The following is an 18,550-nucleotide window of genomic DNA, read 5'->3' as shown; positions in this document are numbered from 1 at the left end:
TGTTCACGCAGAAGTAAAAATGGCGCTTCCTGGAGTGCCAAGCTTTTATCTATGAAGAACGATGGTAGCCTTCACAGCTGCTGCCGCACGGTTCTCGACCCCAAGTTTAATATAGATTTGCTCCAGATGTTTGTTCACAGTGCGAGCGCTCAGGTCGAGAATAGTGCCGATGTCACGATTTGTTTTTCCATGGGCTACCCAAAGTAAAACATCGCTTTCTCGCGCCGTCAGGCCAAAGTGACGGCGTAGCATGTCCTGTTCGCCGTTTTCGCTGATCGCAGTCAGCCGGAACAAAAACTCATTGGGACCGGTCGAACCGAGATGCGCCAGTTGCAGGGATATCTGCCCGTTGGTCGTGACGAATTCCGGGCTATCATTGGAGATTCCTTGTCGGTCCCGTGCCCGTAGCAACTCGGCGCATTTTTGCTGCAAAAGCAGCTGGCCGTTCCCATTCTCACTGGCACTATCCATCAGGCGCATCGCCTGCGGCGTGGACCAGAGAATGGCGCCGTCACGGTCCACCGCAAACAGATGTCTGCCACTGGCGTCGAGCGCGACGCGGGCACTCTGCACGGAGCGGGCATTGGTGAGATGCACCCTTATGCGCGCCCGCAGCTCATCAATATTGATGGGCTTGGTCAAATAGTCGACACCGCCCGCTTCCAGCGCATGGACGATATGTTCAGTTTCTGTCAGGCCGGTCATGAATACGATGGGCACCTGCGAGATGGCTGGATTTGCCTTGAGCCGGCGGCAGGTCTCGAACCCGTCCATTCCGGGCATAATTGCATCCATCAGGATCATGTCCGGTGTGATACGTTCAGCAATGCCAAGCGCAGCGCTGCCGGATGTTGCGATCAGCACGGAGTAGCCAGCCTGTTCCAGCGCTTCGGTCAGGAAGCCGAGCGTCTGCGGAGAATCGTCAACGATAAGAACCGTGTCGCGGGGAAGAACGCTCATGGCCGGTTATCCATTTTCTGTTCCAGATTGCGCAAGAACATATCGTAGCCCGACATGTTGAAGGCGCGTATATATTCGCGCGCGTTGTCGACGAAGGGTTGAAGGTGTTCATCCTGCGCCAGAAGGGCGAGCTTGGCTTCGATGCCGCGAACATAGCCGATCTCCCCCAAACGGATCAGTTCCTGCAAATCGGCAATCGCGGGGCTGTTGATGCTTGTAGCGCGCGACTGCGGTTTTTTTTCCTGGTTCTCTTCGTAAACCCAGTCGATACCCAGATGCACCGCCAGTTTGGCGTGAATCTGCCGGATATCGAATGGTTTCGTCAGCGTGTCGTTATGCGCATTGTCCGGCAGGCTGTCGGGCCGGGTGCCGTCGCCGATATTGGCCGAGAGCATGATGATCGGCGCGATCTCTCCCTTTTCGCGCAAGCGGGTCACCAGTTCCCAGCCATTCATCTGCGGCATTCGGATGTCGATAAAATAGAGGTGGGGACGAATACCTTCGATCAGTGTCAGGCATTCCGTCCCGCTTTTGGCAGTCAGTACGATGAAATCAAGCGGCGTCAGGATTTCACGCATCAGCGCGCAATGATCGTCATTGTCATCGACCACAATGAGAGTGCGGCGCGGGCCGGTATAGTTTTGGATTTTTCGCGTCGGTGCGGCCAGATTGATCGGGCGGTCGATGGCGCCCAGCATCAATCGAACCTGAAATGTGGACCCCTTGCCATAGGCGCTGGTGACGGAAAGCTCACCGCCAAGCGTATTGGTCAGGAGTTTGGTGATGGTCAGGCCGAGACCGAGGCCCGGCAGATGGCGGGTATGTTCGGCCTCGCCGCGCTGGAAGGGTTCGAAAACGCGCTCAAGGTCCTTGTCCGCAATGCCGCGTCCGGTATCCATGATCCTGAAGGTGGCGACCTGATTGCGATAGGCAATCTCCAACGCGACTTCCCCTTTCTCGGTGAACTTGATCGCATTGGTGAGCAGATTGACTAGAATCTGACGCAGGCGCTTTTCGTCAGTGCGCACATATTGCGGCAGCGCTTCGACCTTGCGGTAGCGGAAACTTATGCCCTTGGCTTCCGCCTGCGGCTTCAACATGTCGATGATCTGGTCGAGAAAATCATGCAGATTGATTTCGTTGGAATAGACCTGCAAATGGCCGGTTTCGATTTTGGATATATCGAGAAGCCCGTCGATCAGGCCCGAAAGGTGATCGGCGCTGCGGCGGATCAGCTTGATCGAAGGCTGCCGGGCTGGGGGAATCGTTTCGTCGCGCTCCAATATCTGGGCGTAACCCAGCACCGCATTCAGCGGCGTTCGCAATTCGTGGCTGAGGCCAACGACATAGCGGCTTTTGGCCCGGTTGGCGGCTTCCGCATTGTCCTTGGCCTGTTGCAGCGCCGCGTCGGTTCTTTTGTGCGCGGAGATTTCCTTTAAAAGAAGTGCGGTTTGTCGCGAGGATTCCTCTTCCGCAACGATGCGGCTGTCATGCGCCAGCACATAGAACCAGCAGACGATGACGGCGATCAGTGCCAGAACGAAAAACACAATCAGGATCGTGCGATTGACGACCTGCGCAGTTTCCGGCGATGCCGCGCCCGCATGATAGGCGACGAGCGCAAGGATGGTAGCGAGAAATGCCATGGAAACCGCAACCGTCACGGCATAGCGCCCGAGCCGCGTCGAAAGCTTTTCGATGACGGCGGCGGGCAGCAGCGCATTGGCTACTTTGGCGCTTTGGGCGCGCAGATGCGCTTTCGGTTTGCAAAGATCGTGGCAGCGGCTGTCGAGCGAACAGCACAGCGAGCAGATCGGGGCCGCATAGGCCGGACACCAGGCCATGTCCTCCGGCTCGAAATCATGCTCGCAGACCGAACAGGTGATAGCGAGCTTGCTTTGCCAGCTTTGGCGGGGCTTGCGGGCGAGGTAATATTTGCCGCCTGTTTTCCACGCGATCAGCGGTGAAACGATGAAGGCCACCAGAAGCGCGATGAAAGGCGCAAGTGCTGCGGCCATGGTGCCAAACGCCCCGAAATGGGCGGCCAATGACGCGAATGATGCAATGGCCATGGTGCCGGTGCCAACCGGGTTGATGTCATAGAGATGAGCGCGTTTGAATTCGATACCGGGCGGCGACAGGCCAAGACGTTTGTTGATGAAGAGATCGGCGGAAATCGTGGAAAGCCAGGCCATGGCAACGATGGAGAAGACGCCGAGCGTCTGTTCCAGCACCTTGTAAATGCCAAGCTGCATCAGAAGAAGGCCGATACACACATTGAACACTAGCCAGACGACGCGCCCGGGATGACTGTGCGTCAGGCGGGAAAAGAAGTTAGACCACGCAAGCGATCCGGCATAGGCGTTCATGACGTTGATCTTCAGTTGCGAGACCACCACGAAGGCAACGGTCAACAGCAAGGCCGCCGTATGGGACGGGATCATATATCCGAACGCGGTCAGATACATATGCGCCGGATCGGCGGCGACATTGGCGGGAACACCGGCGCTCAGCGTCAGTACGACCAGAAACGATCCGGCCAGCAGTTTGGGCGCGCCGAGCACGACCCAGCCGGGACCGGCGAGAAAGACCGCGATCTTGTGCCGCCATTTGCGCTGGCCTTCCGGGGGCAGAAAGCGCAGGAAATCGACCTGCTCGCCGATCTGCGCCATCAGTGCCAGAATGACTGCCGAGGCGGCCCCGAACTGCGCCAGTACGAAGGGCGCGCTATCGCCGCCGGTAAATCCAGCCTGAACGCCGGAGAAGGTCAGCCAGAGGTCGAACTTTCCCCAGTCTGCCAGTGCGATGAAGATGAAGGGCAGAATATTGAGCGCGATCCAGAAGGGCTGGGTTGCAATCTGAAAGCGGCTGATCATACGCACGCCATAGGTGACGAGCGGTATGACCACGACGGCGCTGATGACATAGCCGATCCACATCGGGATGCCGAAGGCCAGTTCCAGAGCGCCCGACATGATGGAAGCTTCGATGGCGAAGAGCAGGAAGGTGAAGGTCGCGTAGATGAGCGAGGTGACGGTCGATCCGATATAGCCAAAACTCGCGCCGCGTGTCAGAAGGTCTATGTCGACGCCGTGGCGTATGGCATAGCGGCTTATCGGCAGGCCGACCGCCAGCATGACGAGGCTTGCGACGATAATGGCGGCTACGGCGTTGCTGGTGCCGTAGGATAGCGTGATCGCGCCACCGATGGCTTCGAGCGCGAGGAAGGAGATCGCGCCGATGGCGGTGTGGGCAATGCGATTGGACGAAAAGCGGCGCGCGCTTTTCGCGGTGAAGCGCAGCGCGTAATCTTCCAGCGTTTCATCCGCGACCCAGCGGTTATATTCCCGTCGGACCGGGATGATGCGTTGCCGCGCTGCCATGCTGCTCCATTTCCCCTCCGGCTCATGCTGTGCCGTTTCAAAGAGAGATAGCAGGTAAATTCTCTCATGCATCGTGCTAATGCATGTTTCACCCCGGTAACTACGTCATTTAACGTATAAGGAAACGGCGTCCTCTCCCCAATAGTTGCCCATAACCCGAAAAATCGGGACCAATCAACAGAGAGGGACACGCAATGACATTCCGGTCGCAGATGCTTGCCGCACTTTTTGCAAGCGCGCTCACCATCCCTAGCCTTTCTGGCGCACTCGCCGAAGAAGACACGATCAAGGTCGGTATTCTCCATTCGCTGTCGGGCACGATGGCGATCTCGGAAACGACGCTCAAGGACGCCATGCTGATGCTCATAGAAGAGCAGAACAAGAAGGGCGGCCTTCTGGGCAAGAAGCTTGAGGCTGTCGTTGTCGATCCGGCTTCGGACTGGCCGCTTTTTGCGGAAAAGGCCCGCCAGCTCATTTCGCAGGACAAGGTTGCGGCCGTGTTCGGCTGCTGGACCTCGGTGTCGCGCAAATCGGTCCTGCCGGTCTTCAAGGAACTGAACAATATCCTGTTCTATCCGGTGCAATATGAAGGCGAGGAATCCGAGCGCAATGTGTTCTATACCGGTGCGGCGCCCAACCAGCAGGCCATACCCGCTGTCGATTACCTGATGGAAAACGAAGGCGTCGAACGCTGGGTTCTGGAAGGCACCGACTATGTCTATCCCCGCACGACCAACAAGATTCTGGAAGCCTATCTGCTGTCCAAGGGCGTGAAGCCGGAAGATATCCGCGTCAACTACACGCCGTTCGGTTTCTCCGACTGGCAGACGGAAGTGGCGGCGATCAAGGGTTTTGGCGGTGCAGGCAAGAAGACCGCCGTGGTTTCGACCGTCAATGGCGATGCCAATGTGCCGTTCTATAAGGAACTCGCCAATCAGGGCGTGAAGGCGGAAGATATCCCGGTCGTGGCCTTCTCGGTCGGTGAGGAAGAACTGGCCGGTATCGACACCGCGCCACTGGTCGGCCATCTCGCAGCCTGGAACTATTTCCAATCCGTCGATAATCCGACCAACGCCAAGTTCATTGAAACCTGGCGCGCTTATACCAAGGACGACAAGCGCGTCACCAACGATCCGATGGAAGCATCGTTCATCGGTTTCAACATGTGGCTGAAGGCCGTCGAAAAGGCCGGAACCACGGATCAGGATGCGGTGATCGACGCGCTGGTCGGCGTTTCCGTACCTAATCTTTCGGGTGGCTATTCGACAATGATGCCGAACCATCACATCACCAAGCCGGTGCTGATCGGCGAAATCCAGTCCAACGGTCAGTTTGAAATCGTCAGCCAGACGCCGGGCCTGATCGTCGGTGACGAATGGTCCGATTATCTGCCGGATTCCAAGAACCTGATCTCCGATTGGCGCAAGCCGATGTCCTGCGGCAACTTTAACGTCGAAACGGGCAAGTGCGGCGGTCAGGGCGGGTCCTGATAACGGGGGATGCAGAGGGCGGGCAGAACGGGCCCGCCCCTTGCAATCACAATAGAGAATGCAGCTATTATTGAGGAAATCAGCCATGGAGCGCCGGATACGGGCCGTCCTGCTCGTCATGTCCGTCCTGTTTGCCGCACTTGCGACGACAGCCCGGGCGGATGAATTTCAGGGGCTTGTCGATGCGTTGGGCAAGGCGAATTTTGCCCAGATGCAGGAACGAATTTCCGAGCTTGCGGGCACCGGCGACACGCGCGTCGTGCCTGTGCTGAACGCGCTTGGCGATGGCGATCTTTATGCACGCAAGTCGGATGGTCGCGTCTTCATCACGAAAGCATCCGGCGCTAATTTCCAGCTTACCGATCCTGTCAGCGGAGAGGCGACGGGTGAAGCGCCCAAAGCCGCGATGGACAAGGTCAAGGTCAACAATTCCGTCCGCCGCGCGGTTCGCACGGCCTTGGGCGGTCTCACGCTGATGAGTCCCAACCGGGCCGAACGGCTGAAGGCTGCGGAGATCGTTGCCGCAAGCGCCGATGCGGATGCGCTTGAGCCGATCGAGGCGGCACTGGCCAAGGAACAGGACAGCGCGATCCGCCCCCTTCTGGAAAAAGCACAGGCTGCGGCGCTGCTGGCATCCGACCGTCCGGTTTCCGACAAGCTCAAGGCGACGCAGTTTCTTCAGAACAATGGCGATCGTTCCACTTTGTCGGTTTTGAATGCCGCCCGCGCCAATGCGCAGCCAGAGCTTGCCGCCGCGCTCGATACAGCCATCGGTCATATCGAACAAAGGCAGGCTTTCTGGGACGCCGGGCAGAATGTCTGGTACGGGCTGTCGCTCGGCTCCGTCCTGCTGCTTGCGGCCATCGGCCTTGCCATTACCTTCGGCGTCATGGGCATCATCAACATGGCGCATGGCGAAATGGTCATGCTGGGCGCCTATGTCACTTTCATGGTGCAGGAGGTCATCCGCACCAGCTATCCCGGCCTGTTCGACTGGTCGCTGGCCATCGCCCTGCCATTGGCGTTCCTATTTACCGCGCTGGTCGGTCTGGTGATCGAGCGCGGCGTAATCCGCTTTCTCTATGGTCGTCCGCTGGAAACATTGCTGGCGACATGGGGCATTTCGCTCATCCTGCAACAGGCTGTGCGCTCGGTGTTCGGGCCGACCAACCGTGAAGTCGGCAATCCCTCCTGGATGTCGGGTGCTTTCGAACTCGGCGGCATGACCGTGACCTGGAACCGCCTGTGGATTATCGTGTTTTCGCTGGCCGTGTTTTTCACGCTGCTGGCCGTCTTGAAGCGGTCGAACTTCGGCCTGCAAATGCGCGCCGTCACGCAGAACCGCCGCATGGCGTCGTCAATGGGCATTCGCACGCCTTATGTCGATGCTTTCACCTTTGCGCTCGGTTCCGGTATTGCCGGCATGGCGGGCGTGGCCCTGTCGCAGATCGATAATGTGTCGCCCAATCTCGGGCAGGGTTATATCATCGACAGCTTCATGGTGGTGGTGTTCGGCGGTGTCGGCAATTTGTGGGGTACACTCGTCGGCGCCTTCTCGCTCGGTATATTGAACAAGTTCCTCGAACCTTATGCCGGCGCGGTGCTCGGCAAGATTCTGGTGCTGGTCCTCATCATTCTCTTTATCCAGAAGCGCCCGCGCGGTTTGTTCGCTCTCAAGGGCAGGGCGGTGGAAGCATGATCACGGCATTTCTGTTCAAAAAACTCGACCGCGGTGTCTTTATCGCCGCTGCAATCCTGATCGCGGCTGCGCTGGTCGTTCCGGCTCTCAATCTGCTGACGGCGCCGGATCATCCGCTGCATGTGCCGACCTATATGGTGTCGCTCATCGGCAAATATCTGACCTATGCCATGCTGGCGCTGGCGCTTGATCTGGTCTGGGGTTTTTGCGGCATTCTCTCGCTCGGCCATGCCGCCTTCTTCGCACTCGGCGGCTATGCCATGGGCATGTATCTGGTGCGGCAGATCGGCGCGCGCGGCGTTTATGGCAATCCCGACCTGCCGGATTTCATGGTGTTCCTCAACTGGAAGGAACTGCCGTGGTACTGGTTCGGCTTCGACCATTTCTTGTTTGCTTTGCTGATGGTGCTGCTGGTGCCGGGGCTCCTGGCTTTCGTCTTCGGCTGGTTCGCCTTCCGCTCCCGCGTCACCGGCGTCTATCTGTCGATCATCACGCAGGCCATGACCTATGCCCTGATGCTGGCCTTTTTCCGCAACGAGATGGGTTTTGGCGGCAATAACGGCCTGACCGATTTCAAGGATATTCTGGGTTTCAACATTCAGGCAGACGGTACGCGCGCCGCACTCTTCGCTGCTTCCGCACTCGTGCTGGCCGTCGCGCTGATCTTCAGTTCGGCAGTCGTCAAATCGAAATTCGGCAAGGTGCTGGTCAGCGTGCGCGACGCGGAAAGCCGCACGCGTTTTCTGGGTTATCGCCCGGAAAACTACAAGCTCTTCATCTTCACGGTTTCGGCGATGATGGCGGCAGTGGCGGGCGCGCTCTATGTGCCGCAGGTCGGCATCATCAATCCCGGCGAATTCACGCCGGCCAATTCCATCGAGGTCGTGATCTGGACTGCCGTGGGCGGTCGGGCAACGCTGGTCGGGCCGGTGATCGGGGCCGTGCTGGTCAATTTCGGCAAGAGCGTCTTTACAACGGCTTTCCCGGAAATGTGGCTGTTCGTGCTCGGCGCGCTCTTCGTTGCCGTTACCCTGTTCCTGCCGAAAGGGATTGTCGGCACGTTCCGCGCCTTCATGGCGTCGCGCAAACCGGCAACCACCCCATCCGGCGATGAGGCCAAACTGCAAGCATCGGCTGCGGAGTGAGAGACACCATGACCGAAAGCACCAACAGCCTGCTCTATCTCAACGGTGTGTCCGTCTCCTTCGATGGATTCAAGGCGCTGAACTCGCTGTCCTTCGTCATCGAACCGGGCGAATTGCGCGCCATTATCGGCCCCAACGGCGCGGGCAAGACGACGATGATGGATATCATTACCGGCAAGACCAAACCGGATGAGGGCGAGGTTTTCTTCGAGGGCAATATCGATCTGACCAGGAAGGATGAGGCCGATATCGCCCAGATCGGCATCGGGCGCAAATTCCAGAAGCCGACCGTGTTCGAGAGCCACAGTGTCTGGGACAATATCGAGCTTGCGCTGGACCGCAAGCGCGGTGTGTGGGCGACATTGCTCTACCGGCAGGACAAGGCGGATCGCGAGCGCATCGAAGACATATTGAAAACGGTGCGGCTGTGGGCGCGGCGTGATGAACTCGCCGCCAATCTTTCGCATGGGCAGAAACAATGGCTCGAAATCGGCATGCTACTGGCGCAGGAGCCCAAGCTTCTGCTGGTCGACGAGCCAGTGGCGGGCATGACGGATGCCGAAACCGCCGAGACGGCCATTCTCCTGAAGGAGATCGCCAAAACACGTTCGGTCGTGGTGGTGGAGCACGATATGGGCTTCATCCGCGAGCTGGGCGTCAAGGTGACCTGTCTCGCAGAAGGCAGCGTGCTTGCGGAAGGGTCCATCGATTTCGTCAGTTCCGATCCGAAGGTGATCGAAAATTACCTTGGGCGCTAGAAAGGCTACAGATGTTGAGCGTTGAAAATGTGAGCCTTCACTATGGCGCGGCGCAGGCCCTGCGCGGGGTGTCGCTGAAGTCAGAAGCGGGGCGCATTACCTGTGTTCTGGGGCGCAACGGTGTCGGCAAGTCCAGCCTGCTGCGCGCCATTACCGGGCAACAGGCGCTGAGCGGCGGGCATGTCGTGTTCGACAATGAAGACATGAAAGGCCTGCCGCCCTATGCGCGCGCCAGCCGCGGCATGGGCTATGTTCCACAAGGGCGCGAGATCTTTCCGCTGTTGACGGTGAAGGAAAATCTCGAAACCGGCTATGCCTTGCTGAAGCGTTCCGAACGCTTTATCCCCGACGAAATATTCAACCTTTTCCCGGTGCTGAAGGATATGCTGTCGCGTCGCGGCGGCGATCTGTCCGGCGGCCAGCAACAGCAACTGGCCATCGGACGCGCCATGGTGCTGAAACCGCGCATTCTGGTGCTCGACGAGCCGACGGAAGGCATTCAGCCTTCTATCATCAAGGATATCGGTCGCGCTATCCGCTATCTGCGCGACTCCACCGGCATGGCCATTCTTCTGGTTGAACAGTATCTCGATTTCTGTCGGGAACTCGCCGACCATGTCTACATCATGGACCGCGGCGAGATCGTGCTGGACGGTCCAGCGGAGGTTCTCGACACACAAAGGGCGCGGAACCATCTCACGGTTTAGAGAGCGATGATGAATTGTGTGGATCACACCATATATTTGTCCCAGAAGCCGCTTTGCGGCGCGATTTGCTCGACCACATCCACCCACAAGCCAGTTGGATCTGCGAAGCCAAAGCGGCGCTGGCCGAAAGGCTCTTCAGTGAGCGGATAAGTAATTGGCAGCCCCCTGCCTGCCAGTTCCTCATGGGCGGCCTTTGCGTCCGCAACTTCCATTTCGAAGCAAAGCCCGCTTCCGGCGTAAATTTCGGGGCCGGGGGGCGACGAAGGATGATCCGGTGTCATGAAGGCGATTGAGGCCGTTCCGCCCTCTGCGACGAGCAGGCAAAACCATGAACTATCGAAAGCCACCTCAAACTCAAGATATTTAGCCCAAAAGTCGCGCGCCGCGTCTTTGTTTGGGGTGACGATGATGGGGTAGCGGTCGGTAAATCGCATACTGGCCTCCTTGCCTATTAGAAACAAACAGACTATCTGTTTTCTTGGCAGACTTAAAAACAAACAGACTGTCTGTCAATGAAATTCCGAAGGAAGCGGAAATGACCAAGAATGAACTTCGCACGAGCCAGACCAAGGGGCGGTTGGTTGCTGCGGCGCGAACACTGTTTGCCCGGGAAGGCTATGCGCAAACCAGCACGGAGGCGATCATAGCCGCAGCCGGTGTGACACGAGGCGCACTCTATCATCACTATCGGGACAAGTCGGATTTGTTCGAGGTGGTGTGTCGCGATCTCGCCGTTGATGCGGCTGAGGAGATCCGAATCGCAACCGAGGGTTTGACCAATCCTGTCGAGGCGCTGGAGCAGGGTTCTCTCGCGTGGATTGACTTTATGCTCCGACCGGAAAGCCGTCGCATACTTGTTATCGATGCGCCAGGTGTACTCGGGCGCGAAAGATGGGAAGCGCTTGATCGCGAACTTTCCTTTGATCTCCTCCGCATCGGCGTAGAAGAGGCGATTGATGCCGGCGCCATCCGCTTCTCAGCTGGCCCGACTATGCTTGCCATACTGCTCAACGGCGCGATGAACGAGATTGCGTTGCGCGCCGAAGAGGATGATGTCGCGGCATTGAAAGCCGGGCTGCTAGAGTTGCTTGGCGCGCTGAAGTCTTGATTGCGGCCAATACCCGGCGCTGGCCCGCCCGTGCGACCTCCTTCAGAGCGGCGTTATCCAGCATCGCTTCTGCGATAAAAGTGGTGCATTGACTCCTCTTAAAAAGTGGCTATAACCACAAATGCAGACTGAAGATTTAAGACCATCTGCAAGGGTGGTCTTGTTGCGTCTGGAATCCGGATAAGTCCTCTTGCAGATGTCATAGCGACGTTGGGAGGACGCCGTAATGCACGGAAGCAAAATAGCCCTTAGGGGCGTACCGGATATCATTTCCTACATAGATGCGAATGACGGCATTCGAGGCCGCGCCGGTGTCATCTGGTGGCTTGCCCTTGGTGGCCTGTTTCTTGACGCCTTCGCCAATTCGGCATTGAGCGCAGGCCTTGGGCCAATGACACGCGATCTGGGACTGGATGCGGCGCAGGTCGCATTGATGACCTCTTTCGCCGCATGGGTGTCGATCGCGTTCAATCCGATTGGTGGTTGGATTGCCGACCGTTGGGGGCGTATGCGCCCGCTGATTTTCGCAAAGCTCATCGCGCTCATCGGCGCAGTGCTGGTCATGACGGCGCATTCCTATGAAGTCATTCTTCTTGGACGCTTCTTCGTTGGCGCCGCCTACGGTATCGACTTTGCCATCGCCATGGCCGTACTTGCAGAGTTCACCCCTGCGCGCCTGCGCAGCCGTCTCAATACATGGCAGGGCATCTGGTACACAGCCGTTTGTACCAATGTGCTTCTGGCCATGCTGTTCTACAGCTGGGATGTGGGTGATGCGATCTGGCGCTATTCCGTCGCGGCCACTGGTATCTTTGCCTTTGCCATCATGGTGCTTCAGGCAGTGTTCATGGTTGAAAGCCCGATCTGGCTTGCCCGCAAGGAAAGGCTGGAAGAGGCCGCCCGTGCGATGACCCGCATCTATCATCGCGATTTCGTTGCCGCTCTTCCGGAAGACCGTCTACCGGTTCTCAATCAGGCCCGCCGCGGCATTGCCAATGTTGCCCTGATTTTCCGTGGCATCTATCTGCCCCGCACTATTCTAGCGGCCACTGTCCAGATCGGGCAATCCATCCAATATTTTGCTGTGGGCTGGTATCTACCCCTCATCAGTGCGGCGCTGTTCGGCAAGGATTTCATCTATGCCATGTTGGGCACGCTGGTGTTCAACGTATTCGGTATCATCGGCGGCTTTTCTTCACCTGTCATCGGGCGCGTGCTTGGCCTGCGCAAGGCTTCCGCCATCGGTTTTGGTGCAGTCTTCGTCATGCTGGTCATCATGGGCCTGTTCCATGACACCATGCCGACATGGCTCGCGGTGATCGTGCCTTCGCTGTTCATCCTGTTCCATTCCGGTGGTCCGGGCGCAAACGGCAAGAGCCTGTCGTCGCTCTCGTTCCGAAGCGAACTGCGTGCAGGCGCCAACGGCATCATCGGTGCACTCGGCGCCATGGGAGCGGCCCTTGGCCTGCTGGTCTTTCCGCTCTTTCGTGAGAGCTACGGCCTCGGCCCGACATTCCTGATCCTGTCGGTGGTTCCACTGATCGCTTGCATCATCTGCTCAATCATTCAGTGGGATCCGACCCGCACCAAGGTCAGCCCAGATGACGAGCCAAATGCGCCGCAGTTCGAAGGCGACCGGTAACAACGGAGGATAATGTGAACGGACGCAGACAGGCCATTCTGGCCATTGATGAAGGAACGTCCGGAACCAGGGCCGCGCTCGTCGCGGCCGACGGTTCGGTCTCCGCCGTCAATTACACGACGCTTGCCGTCTCTTCACCACGTCACAACGTGGTGGAGCAGGACGCCGATGTTCTTTTGCAAAAGACCATCGAAATGTGCGGCAAGACCATTGCAGCCGCACGTGATGCGGGCGTGGAGATTGCTGCAATGGCAATCGCCACGCAACGCGCCACCGGTGTTCTGTGGGATACGCAAACGGGCCGGGCGCTGGTTCCCGCCATGGTCTGGCAGGATTCGCGCTATGCCGAAGAACTGAAACCACTCGGAGCCATCTGGGACGCGAAACTCGTGTCGCTTGCCGGACGTCCTGTGGGCGGACGCGCGATCTATTTATGGGCGGCGCGCCACATGCAGGAGACGCCCGTCGTGCGCGAGGCATGGAAGGCGAAAAGGCTTGCTTTCGGCACGGTCGACACGTGGCTGCTGTGGAATCTGTCCGAAGAACGCAAGGCCGTCACCACGCCGACGAATGCGACTTCTGCCGGTGCCTATATTCTCGCTGAGAACCGCTACTTCACCGAATGGGTGGAGGCGCAGGATTTTCCGCCGGAGCTGTTGCCCGAGCTGAAACAGGACGCTGACGATTTCGGTTATACGCGCCAGGATATTCTCGGTATCCGCGTGCCGATCAAGGCTTCTTGCGGCGATCAGCTCGGTGGTCTTGTCGGTCTTGGCTGTCACGATGCAGGGCAGGCCATGTGCGTACACGGTACGGGCAGTTTCGTCGATCTTGTGATCGGAAAGCAGACGCCAAAGAATCCCGGCCTCTACGAGGCAACTTTCACCATGACGGCCTGGCGGAGCGAGAACCTCTCGCATTTTGCGGTCGAGACCTATGCCGCCACAACCGGATCGGCGCTCAACTGGCTCTGTAATGAAATGCGCTGGTTCGAGAATGCCAAGGAAATCAGCGAACTGGCTGCAACTGTACCGTCTTCCGATGGCCTGTTCTTCATGCCGACCCTGACGGGATTGCGCCAGCCGAACATCGTTCCCGATGGCCGGGCATCACTGACCGGGCTCTCGATGGCACATAGCCGGGCGCATCTTGCTCATGCCATTCTGGAAGGTATTGCGCATTCGGTCGTTTCCTGTGCGGAGGCGAGCTCTAAAGTGGCGGGCGTTCCGGTTCGGGAAGTGGTGGCAGGCGGAGGGCTTTCCTCCAGCGATACGCTGCTTCAGCTGCAGGCCGATCTCAGCGGTGTGCCGGTGCGGCGCATGGCGGATCAGGATCGCGCGAGCCTGCGGGGAACCGCATTCCTGGCAGCCAGCGATGGCTTGCTCTGGAGCGACCTTGCTGAAGCTCGCGGCACGCTGCCCGAAGGCAATCTCTTTATCCCCAAGACCAGCGAAGCGGAAAGACAGGACCGCAGAGCACGGTGGCATTCCCTCACGGAAGAGGAAGTCGCACGCGTTCGATCCGGTCACTATCATTAAACAGGAGTTGAAATGCTGAATCTGCGCTCCCGGCGCGCGGACAAGGATCGCGCCCGGATGATCCGCACCGAACCGCTGCGGCTGAACCGTTCGGAACAGGAAGACCGTCTTGCCACCGAAACCTACGATATTCTGATCGTCGGCGGCGGCGTGACCGGGGCTTACTGCGCCTTCGACGCAAGTCTGCGCGGCTTTCGTGTTGCGCTGGTCGAGAAGGATGATTTCGCATCCGGTACATCATCGAAATCCTCCAAGATGGTGCATGGCGGCTTGCGCTATATCGAACAGGGCAATCTTGGGCTGGTTCGTCATTCCCTGCTGGAGCGCCAACGCCTGCGCCGCAATGCCAGTCATCTGGTGCAGCGCCTGCCTTTCCTGTTTCCGATTCTGGAGCGGGATGGTGTGTTCGACTCGCGCTTTGCCAAGGCGTTTGAAGGCTTGCTCTGGACCTATGATCTGGCTGGAGGCTGGCGCGAAGGCATCCTGCATCAGAAGCTGACTGCGGCGGAAGTGCTGGCGCATTGCCCGACCTTCAAGGACGAATATCTGCGCGGTGGCCTGATGTATTTCGATGCCCGCGTTGACGATGCGCGCCTGACGCTGGCGCTTGCCCGTTCTGCGAGCTTTTATGGGGCGACGGTCCTCAACCACTCGAAAGTTGCCGAGATCACCCGCAGTTCGGGCCGGGTTGATGGCGCAATCGTTCATACCGTCGAGGGCAAGGAAATCCGGGTGCGCGCCAAGACCGTCATTATGGCGACAGGCGTTTGGCTGCGCGACTGGATGGGCCTTGGCAAGGATGGCGAAAAGCCGTTGCATGTGCGCCCGGCCAAAGGCGTTCACGTCGCGATTCCCTGGCTGAAAATTCGCAACGACTGCACGGTGACGGTGCCGGTGCCGGGGCGTAGCCGCCGCGCGACGATTACGCGCTGGGGCAATGTCTCCTATCTCGGCACGACCGATGAGGATTATCAGGGCGATCTCGATGATGTGCATTGCACCCGCCGAGAACTCGATTTTCTGATCGAGGGCGCTTGCAGCGCGCTCAATATCGATCTGACGCCAGATGATGTTGTCGGCAGCATTGCCGGATGTCGTCCGCTGGTCGCCGCTTCATCGGGCGGCAGCACCATGGACGTCAAACGCGACCATTCCGTGCATGTTGCGCCTGATGGCCTTGTCACGATTGTGGGCGGTAAGCTGACGACGTCGCGCCATATGGCCGAACAGACGGTGGATGCCGCCGCGAAAGTTCTGGGTGATCGCCGCCGTTGCACCACCAAGAAAGCCTTTTTGCTCGGTGCCGCCGGTTATGACGCGCAGGCAATCGTCGCTTCGGGTGGCATGGAGGCGCATCTGGGCGAACGTTACGGTACGGAATCGCGCTTCGTCAGTGATCTGATGGCCGCTCGTCCTGAACTCGGCCAATCGATTGTGGAAGGGTTGCCCTATACCGGCGGCGAAGTCATCTACGCCGCCCGGCATGAACTTGCCCGGACCATCGATGACGTGCTGTCGCGTCGTATGCGTGCCCGCCTGATGGCGCGCGATGCTTCCGCCCGTGCCGCCGCCAAGGTGGGCGCTTTGCTGGGTGAGGAGCTTGGTCTCCCCCAAACCGAAATCGACCGTCAGGTCGCCGCTTATGTGGCTGCGACCGAAAAAGAAAAATCCATTCTCATAGGAGCGAACTGAATATGATCAGCAAGGAAGCCATCAAACGCGGTTATAATCGTGGAAATTATGTCGTTGGCGCACCGACCCAGCCGCATTATGCCGGCAGCATCAAGGAAATCGGCACCGAGGCCGATCTGGCTCAGAACGCCGTTGCCGTAGACGCTGCTCTCGTTGAAAAGCTGCGGGGCGTTGCAGACGAAGTTCTGACAGCGCGCGAAGATGTCGTCGTGAACACCCGCGACTGGTGGGCGCGCACCATGGTCGCGGAAACGGGTGGAAAGCCCGCAACGGTCGACGGCGTATTCGTTCGCGTTTCGACGGTCGAACAGGTTCAGTCCGTCATGCGCCTTGCGCATGAAGCAAAAGTTCCGGTTACGGTTTCTGCCGGACGCTCCAACGTTACGGGCGCGGCACTCCCGTTGCGCGGCGGTATTGTGCTTGATGTCTGCAATCTCAACCGTTTCGTCAGCTTCGATGCGGACAGCCAGATCGTTGAAGTTGAAGCTGGCATGTTCGGCGATATTTTCGAGGAGATGATCCAGCGCGAGTTTGGCATGACCATGGGCCATTGGCCGTCCTCATTCGGTATCAGCACCGTGGGCGGCTGGATCGCTTGCCGCGGCGCAGGTCAGCTTTCGACACGCTATGGCAAGATCGAGGACATGGTGTACGGCATGGAAGTCGTGCTGGCGGACGGTTCGCTGGTGACGGTTGGAAACTATGCCCGTGCAGCCATCGGACCCGATCTCCAGCAGATATTCATCGGTTCGGAAGGCACGCTTGGCATTATCGTGAAGGCGCGCTTTAAACTGCATCGTCTGCCGGATTATGCCCGCGCGATCGCCTATGGCTTCAAGAGCTTCGGCATCGGTCTGGAAGCCTGCCGCCGCATCATGCAGGGCGGCGCCAATCCCGCAGCACTGCGTCTTTACGACGAGCTGGAAAGCGGTGTGCAGTTCGGCCTGCCGGAAAGCAACGTGCTGTTGATCGCCGATGAAGGCGCTCAGGAAATGGTCGACGCCGTGATGGCGATCAGCGAGAAGGTTTGCGCCGAACTCGGTGACAAGCTCGATGGTGAGACGATCTTCGAAAAGTGGCTCGACACGCGCTATCTGACCGGCAAGAGCGCCGAAGGCTTCAAGCGCAGCCCGGGCTTTGTTGCCGATACGCTGGAAATGACGGGATGCTGGCGCGATCTGCCTGCGATCTACGACGAGGTCGTCGCTGCAATCAATGCAGTGCCGGGGACGCTGGCCGGTTCGGCGCATCAGTCGCATGCCTATGTCGACGGCGCCTGCCTCTATTTCTCGCTGCGTGGCGACGTGGAAGTGGAAAAGCGCGCCGAATGGTATCGTGCTGCCTGGGATGCTGCCAATGCCGTTCTAATCAAGTATGGTGCAGCCTTGAGCCATCACCACGGCGTCGGACTGCTCCGCGCGCCTTACATGAAGGACGCTCTGGGTTCTGCGTTTCCTCTCCTCGAAACGGTGAAGAAGGCGCTCGACCCGGACAATCTACTTAACCCCGGCAAGCTCGGACTTTCGCTCGACATGCCAAGAGACGGAAAATGATGGAATGACATTGGACAGAACGATCGGTGAGCGGCTTTTGCGAACGCCGGTGATGGCGACGCTCTACGGCGTGGATAATCTTCAGGCATTTCTGGACAGCAAGGCGGAAGTGGGCATTGTCGCCAACATTGCCTTGCGCCATGTGGCCGAAGTGCTCAACGCGCTCAAAAAAAGCAACAAGCTGATCGTTCTGAACATCGACAGTTGCGAAGGCCTGTCGCAGGACAAGGGAGCTATCGAATTCCTTGCCGAGATTGGCATTTCGGTTCTGCTGTCGACCCGTGTTCCAACAATCCAGAAGGCCGCGCAATGCGGCCTTCTGACCATGCAGAAAGTCTTTGTGACCGACCGGTCCACCTGGCCGCGCAGCCTGAAGGCGGTTTCGCAAAGCGGGCCCAATCTGGTGCAGATCATGCCATCGCCCATGCTCGGCTATCTCTCTGCAGAGGACAAACGCCGTCTCCCGCCTATCGTAGCTTCCGGCTTTATCTGTGATGAGACCGATGTAGCAAAGGCAATGAAAGAGGGCGCAATTGCCGTTTCGTCAAGCAATAAATCCCTTTGGGACTATAGCAGGCGCAAGCCATAATCACACATTGCTGACAGCTGACGGTGGAAGCAGGTGTTCTAGAGCGGTTCCGGTTAAAACGGAATCGAGGAACCGCTCTATCTATTTGTTTTTACGCATTATCCTACGTATCGAAGCGGGATCAGAAATCAGTCCACTGGACTGATTTCCCCGCGTAGGCGCTACGAGCTTTTGCTGGAAATGCTCTAAAGCGTGTCGCATTTATTCGGCCTCATACCCAGCAGCCTTAAAGAAGTTCTGGCATTCATTGATGGAGAAGAGACTGATGATATCGCCAAGTGCTTTT

Annotated in this window: 14 protein-coding genes; 11 read left to right on the top strand and 3 right to left on the bottom strand. The window is 58.4% G+C overall.

Going from position 1 to position 18,550, the window contains the following annotated elements:
• Nucleotides 1–45: 45 nt before the first annotated feature.
• Together D8666_RS20265 and D8666_RS20260 are read right to left on the bottom strand one after the other, a co-directional pair.
• The gene (locus D8666_RS20265) at nucleotides 46–960 is read right to left on the bottom strand and encodes a response regulator transcription factor (protein ID WP_109366285.1); all 915 of its coding nucleotides are present in this window, start codon (nucleotides 958–960) and stop codon (nucleotides 46–48) included.
• Nucleotides 957–4,343 (bottom strand): hybrid sensor histidine kinase/response regulator, encoded by a 3,387-nt coding sequence (locus D8666_RS20260; protein WP_121539204.1) that lies wholly within the window; start codon nucleotides 4,341–4,343, stop codon nucleotides 957–959. The genes D8666_RS20265 and D8666_RS20260 overlap by 4 nt, the downstream gene beginning before the upstream one ends.
• Before the next feature lie 212 nt (nucleotides 4,344–4,555).
• Here D8666_RS20260 and urtA point away from each other — a divergent pair, with 212 nt between their 5' ends.
• The 5 genes from urtA (at nucleotide 4,556) to urtE (ending at nucleotide 10,142) form a co-directional block, all read left to right on the top strand.
• On the top strand, nucleotides 4,556–5,833 hold the full coding sequence (gene urtA / locus D8666_RS20255; protein WP_371830842.1) for an urea ABC transporter substrate-binding protein: 1,278 nt from the start codon (nucleotides 4,556–4,558) through the stop codon (nucleotides 5,831–5,833).
• An 85-nt stretch (nucleotides 5,834–5,918) separates the two neighbouring features.
• Entirely contained in the window at nucleotides 5,919–7,532 is a 1,614-nt protein-coding gene (gene urtB, locus D8666_RS20250) for an urea ABC transporter permease subunit UrtB (protein ID WP_121539203.1), read from the top strand.
• Nucleotides 7,529–8,677 (top strand): urea ABC transporter permease subunit UrtC, encoded by a 1,149-nt coding sequence (urtC, locus tag D8666_RS20245; RefSeq protein WP_109366281.1) that lies wholly within the window; start codon nucleotides 7,529–7,531, stop codon nucleotides 8,675–8,677. The genes urtB and urtC overlap by 4 nt, the downstream gene beginning before the upstream one ends.
• Before the next feature lie 8 nt (nucleotides 8,678–8,685).
• Nucleotides 8,686–9,435 carry an urea ABC transporter ATP-binding protein UrtD gene (urtD, locus tag D8666_RS20240; protein ID WP_109366280.1) on the top strand — a complete coding sequence of 250 codons (750 nt, stop codon included), beginning with the start codon at nucleotides 8,686–8,688 and terminating at the stop codon, nucleotides 9,433–9,435.
• 11 nt (nucleotides 9,436–9,446) lie between these two features.
• Complete coding sequence (gene urtE, locus D8666_RS20235; RefSeq protein ID WP_121539202.1) at nucleotides 9,447–10,142, top strand: urea ABC transporter ATP-binding subunit UrtE; 696 nt, start codon at nucleotides 9,447–9,449, stop codon at nucleotides 10,140–10,142.
• 23 nt (nucleotides 10,143–10,165) lie between these two features.
• Here the strand turns inward: urtE and D8666_RS20230 are convergent, their stop codons facing one another.
• Nucleotides 10,166–10,576 (bottom strand): VOC family protein, encoded by a 411-nt coding sequence (locus tag D8666_RS20230; protein WP_121539201.1) that lies wholly within the window; start codon nucleotides 10,574–10,576, stop codon nucleotides 10,166–10,168.
• Nucleotides 10,577–10,677: 101 nt separating this feature from the next.
• Between D8666_RS20230 and D8666_RS20225 the strand changes: the two genes are divergently transcribed.
• The 6 genes from D8666_RS20225 to D8666_RS20200 all read left to right on the top strand — a co-directional run bounded on the left by D8666_RS20225 (nucleotide 10,678) and on the right by D8666_RS20200 (nucleotide 18,264).
• Nucleotides 10,678–11,250: a TetR/AcrR family transcriptional regulator gene (locus D8666_RS20225; RefSeq protein WP_109366277.1), complete on the top strand. Its 573-nt coding sequence runs from the start codon at nucleotides 10,678–10,680 to the stop codon at nucleotides 11,248–11,250.
• A gap of 226 nt (nucleotides 11,251–11,476) precedes the next feature.
• On the top strand, nucleotides 11,477–12,892 hold the full coding sequence (locus D8666_RS20220) for an MFS transporter (protein WP_109366276.1): 1,416 nt from the start codon (nucleotides 11,477–11,479) through the stop codon (nucleotides 12,890–12,892).
• A 14-nt stretch (nucleotides 12,893–12,906) separates the two neighbouring features.
• On the top strand, nucleotides 12,907–14,430 hold the full coding sequence (locus D8666_RS20215) for an FGGY-family carbohydrate kinase (RefSeq protein WP_109366275.1): 1,524 nt from the start codon (nucleotides 12,907–12,909) through the stop codon (nucleotides 14,428–14,430).
• A 12-nt stretch (nucleotides 14,431–14,442) separates the two neighbouring features.
• Nucleotides 14,443–16,122 (top strand): glycerol-3-phosphate dehydrogenase/oxidase, encoded by a 1,680-nt coding sequence (locus D8666_RS20210; protein ID WP_109366274.1) that lies wholly within the window; start codon nucleotides 14,443–14,445, stop codon nucleotides 16,120–16,122.
• A gap of 2 nt (nucleotides 16,123–16,124) precedes the next feature.
• Entirely contained in the window at nucleotides 16,125–17,675 is a 1,551-nt protein-coding gene (locus D8666_RS20205; protein ID WP_121539200.1) for an FAD-binding oxidoreductase, read from the top strand.
• A 4-nt stretch (nucleotides 17,676–17,679) separates the two neighbouring features.
• The gene (locus D8666_RS20200) at nucleotides 17,680–18,264 is read left to right on the top strand and encodes a glycerol-3-phosphate responsive antiterminator (protein ID WP_121539199.1); all 585 of its coding nucleotides are present in this window, start codon (nucleotides 17,680–17,682) and stop codon (nucleotides 18,262–18,264) included.
• Nucleotides 18,265–18,550 lie beyond the last annotated feature (286 nt).

The organism is Ochrobactrum soli (assembly GCF_003664555.1).
GTDB lineage: Bacteria > Pseudomonadota > Alphaproteobacteria > Rhizobiales > Rhizobiaceae > Brucella > Brucella teleogrylli.
The sequence above is the reverse complement of the archived record's forward strand: the minus strand, read 5'-3'. Positions and strand labels throughout refer to the sequence as shown.

Coding starts and splice junctions, on each gene's coding strand:
- D8666_RS20225 (WP_109366277.1), top strand. CDS start 10,678: ATGACCAAGAATGAACTTCGCACGAGCCAGACCAAGGGGCGGTTGGTT.
- D8666_RS20230 (WP_121539201.1), bottom strand. CDS start 10,576: ATGCGATTTACCGACCGCTACCCCATCATCGTCACCCCAAACAAAGAC.
- D8666_RS20200 (WP_121539199.1), top strand. CDS start 17,680: ATGACATTGGACAGAACGATCGGTGAGCGGCTTTTGCGAACGCCGGTG.
- urtD (WP_109366280.1), top strand. CDS start 8,686: ATGACCGAAAGCACCAACAGCCTGCTCTATCTCAACGGTGTGTCCGTC.
- D8666_RS20265 (WP_109366285.1), bottom strand. CDS start 960: ATGAGCGTTCTTCCCCGCGACACGGTTCTTATCGTTGACGATTCTCCG.
- urtB (WP_121539203.1), top strand. CDS start 5,919: ATGGAGCGCCGGATACGGGCCGTCCTGCTCGTCATGTCCGTCCTGTTT.
- D8666_RS20220 (WP_109366276.1), top strand. CDS start 11,477: ATGCACGGAAGCAAAATAGCCCTTAGGGGCGTACCGGATATCATTTCC.
- urtC (WP_109366281.1), top strand. CDS start 7,529: ATGATCACGGCATTTCTGTTCAAAAAACTCGACCGCGGTGTCTTTATC.
- urtA (WP_371830842.1), top strand. CDS start 4,556: ATGCTTGCCGCACTTTTTGCAAGCGCGCTCACCATCCCTAGCCTTTCT.
- urtE (WP_121539202.1), top strand. CDS start 9,447: ATGTTGAGCGTTGAAAATGTGAGCCTTCACTATGGCGCGGCGCAGGCC.
- D8666_RS20260 (WP_121539204.1), bottom strand. CDS start 4,343: ATGGCAGCGCGGCAACGCATCATCCCGGTCCGACGGGAATATAACCGC.
- D8666_RS20210 (WP_109366274.1), top strand. CDS start 14,443: ATGCTGAATCTGCGCTCCCGGCGCGCGGACAAGGATCGCGCCCGGATG.
- D8666_RS20205 (WP_121539200.1), top strand. CDS start 16,125: ATGATCAGCAAGGAAGCCATCAAACGCGGTTATAATCGTGGAAATTAT.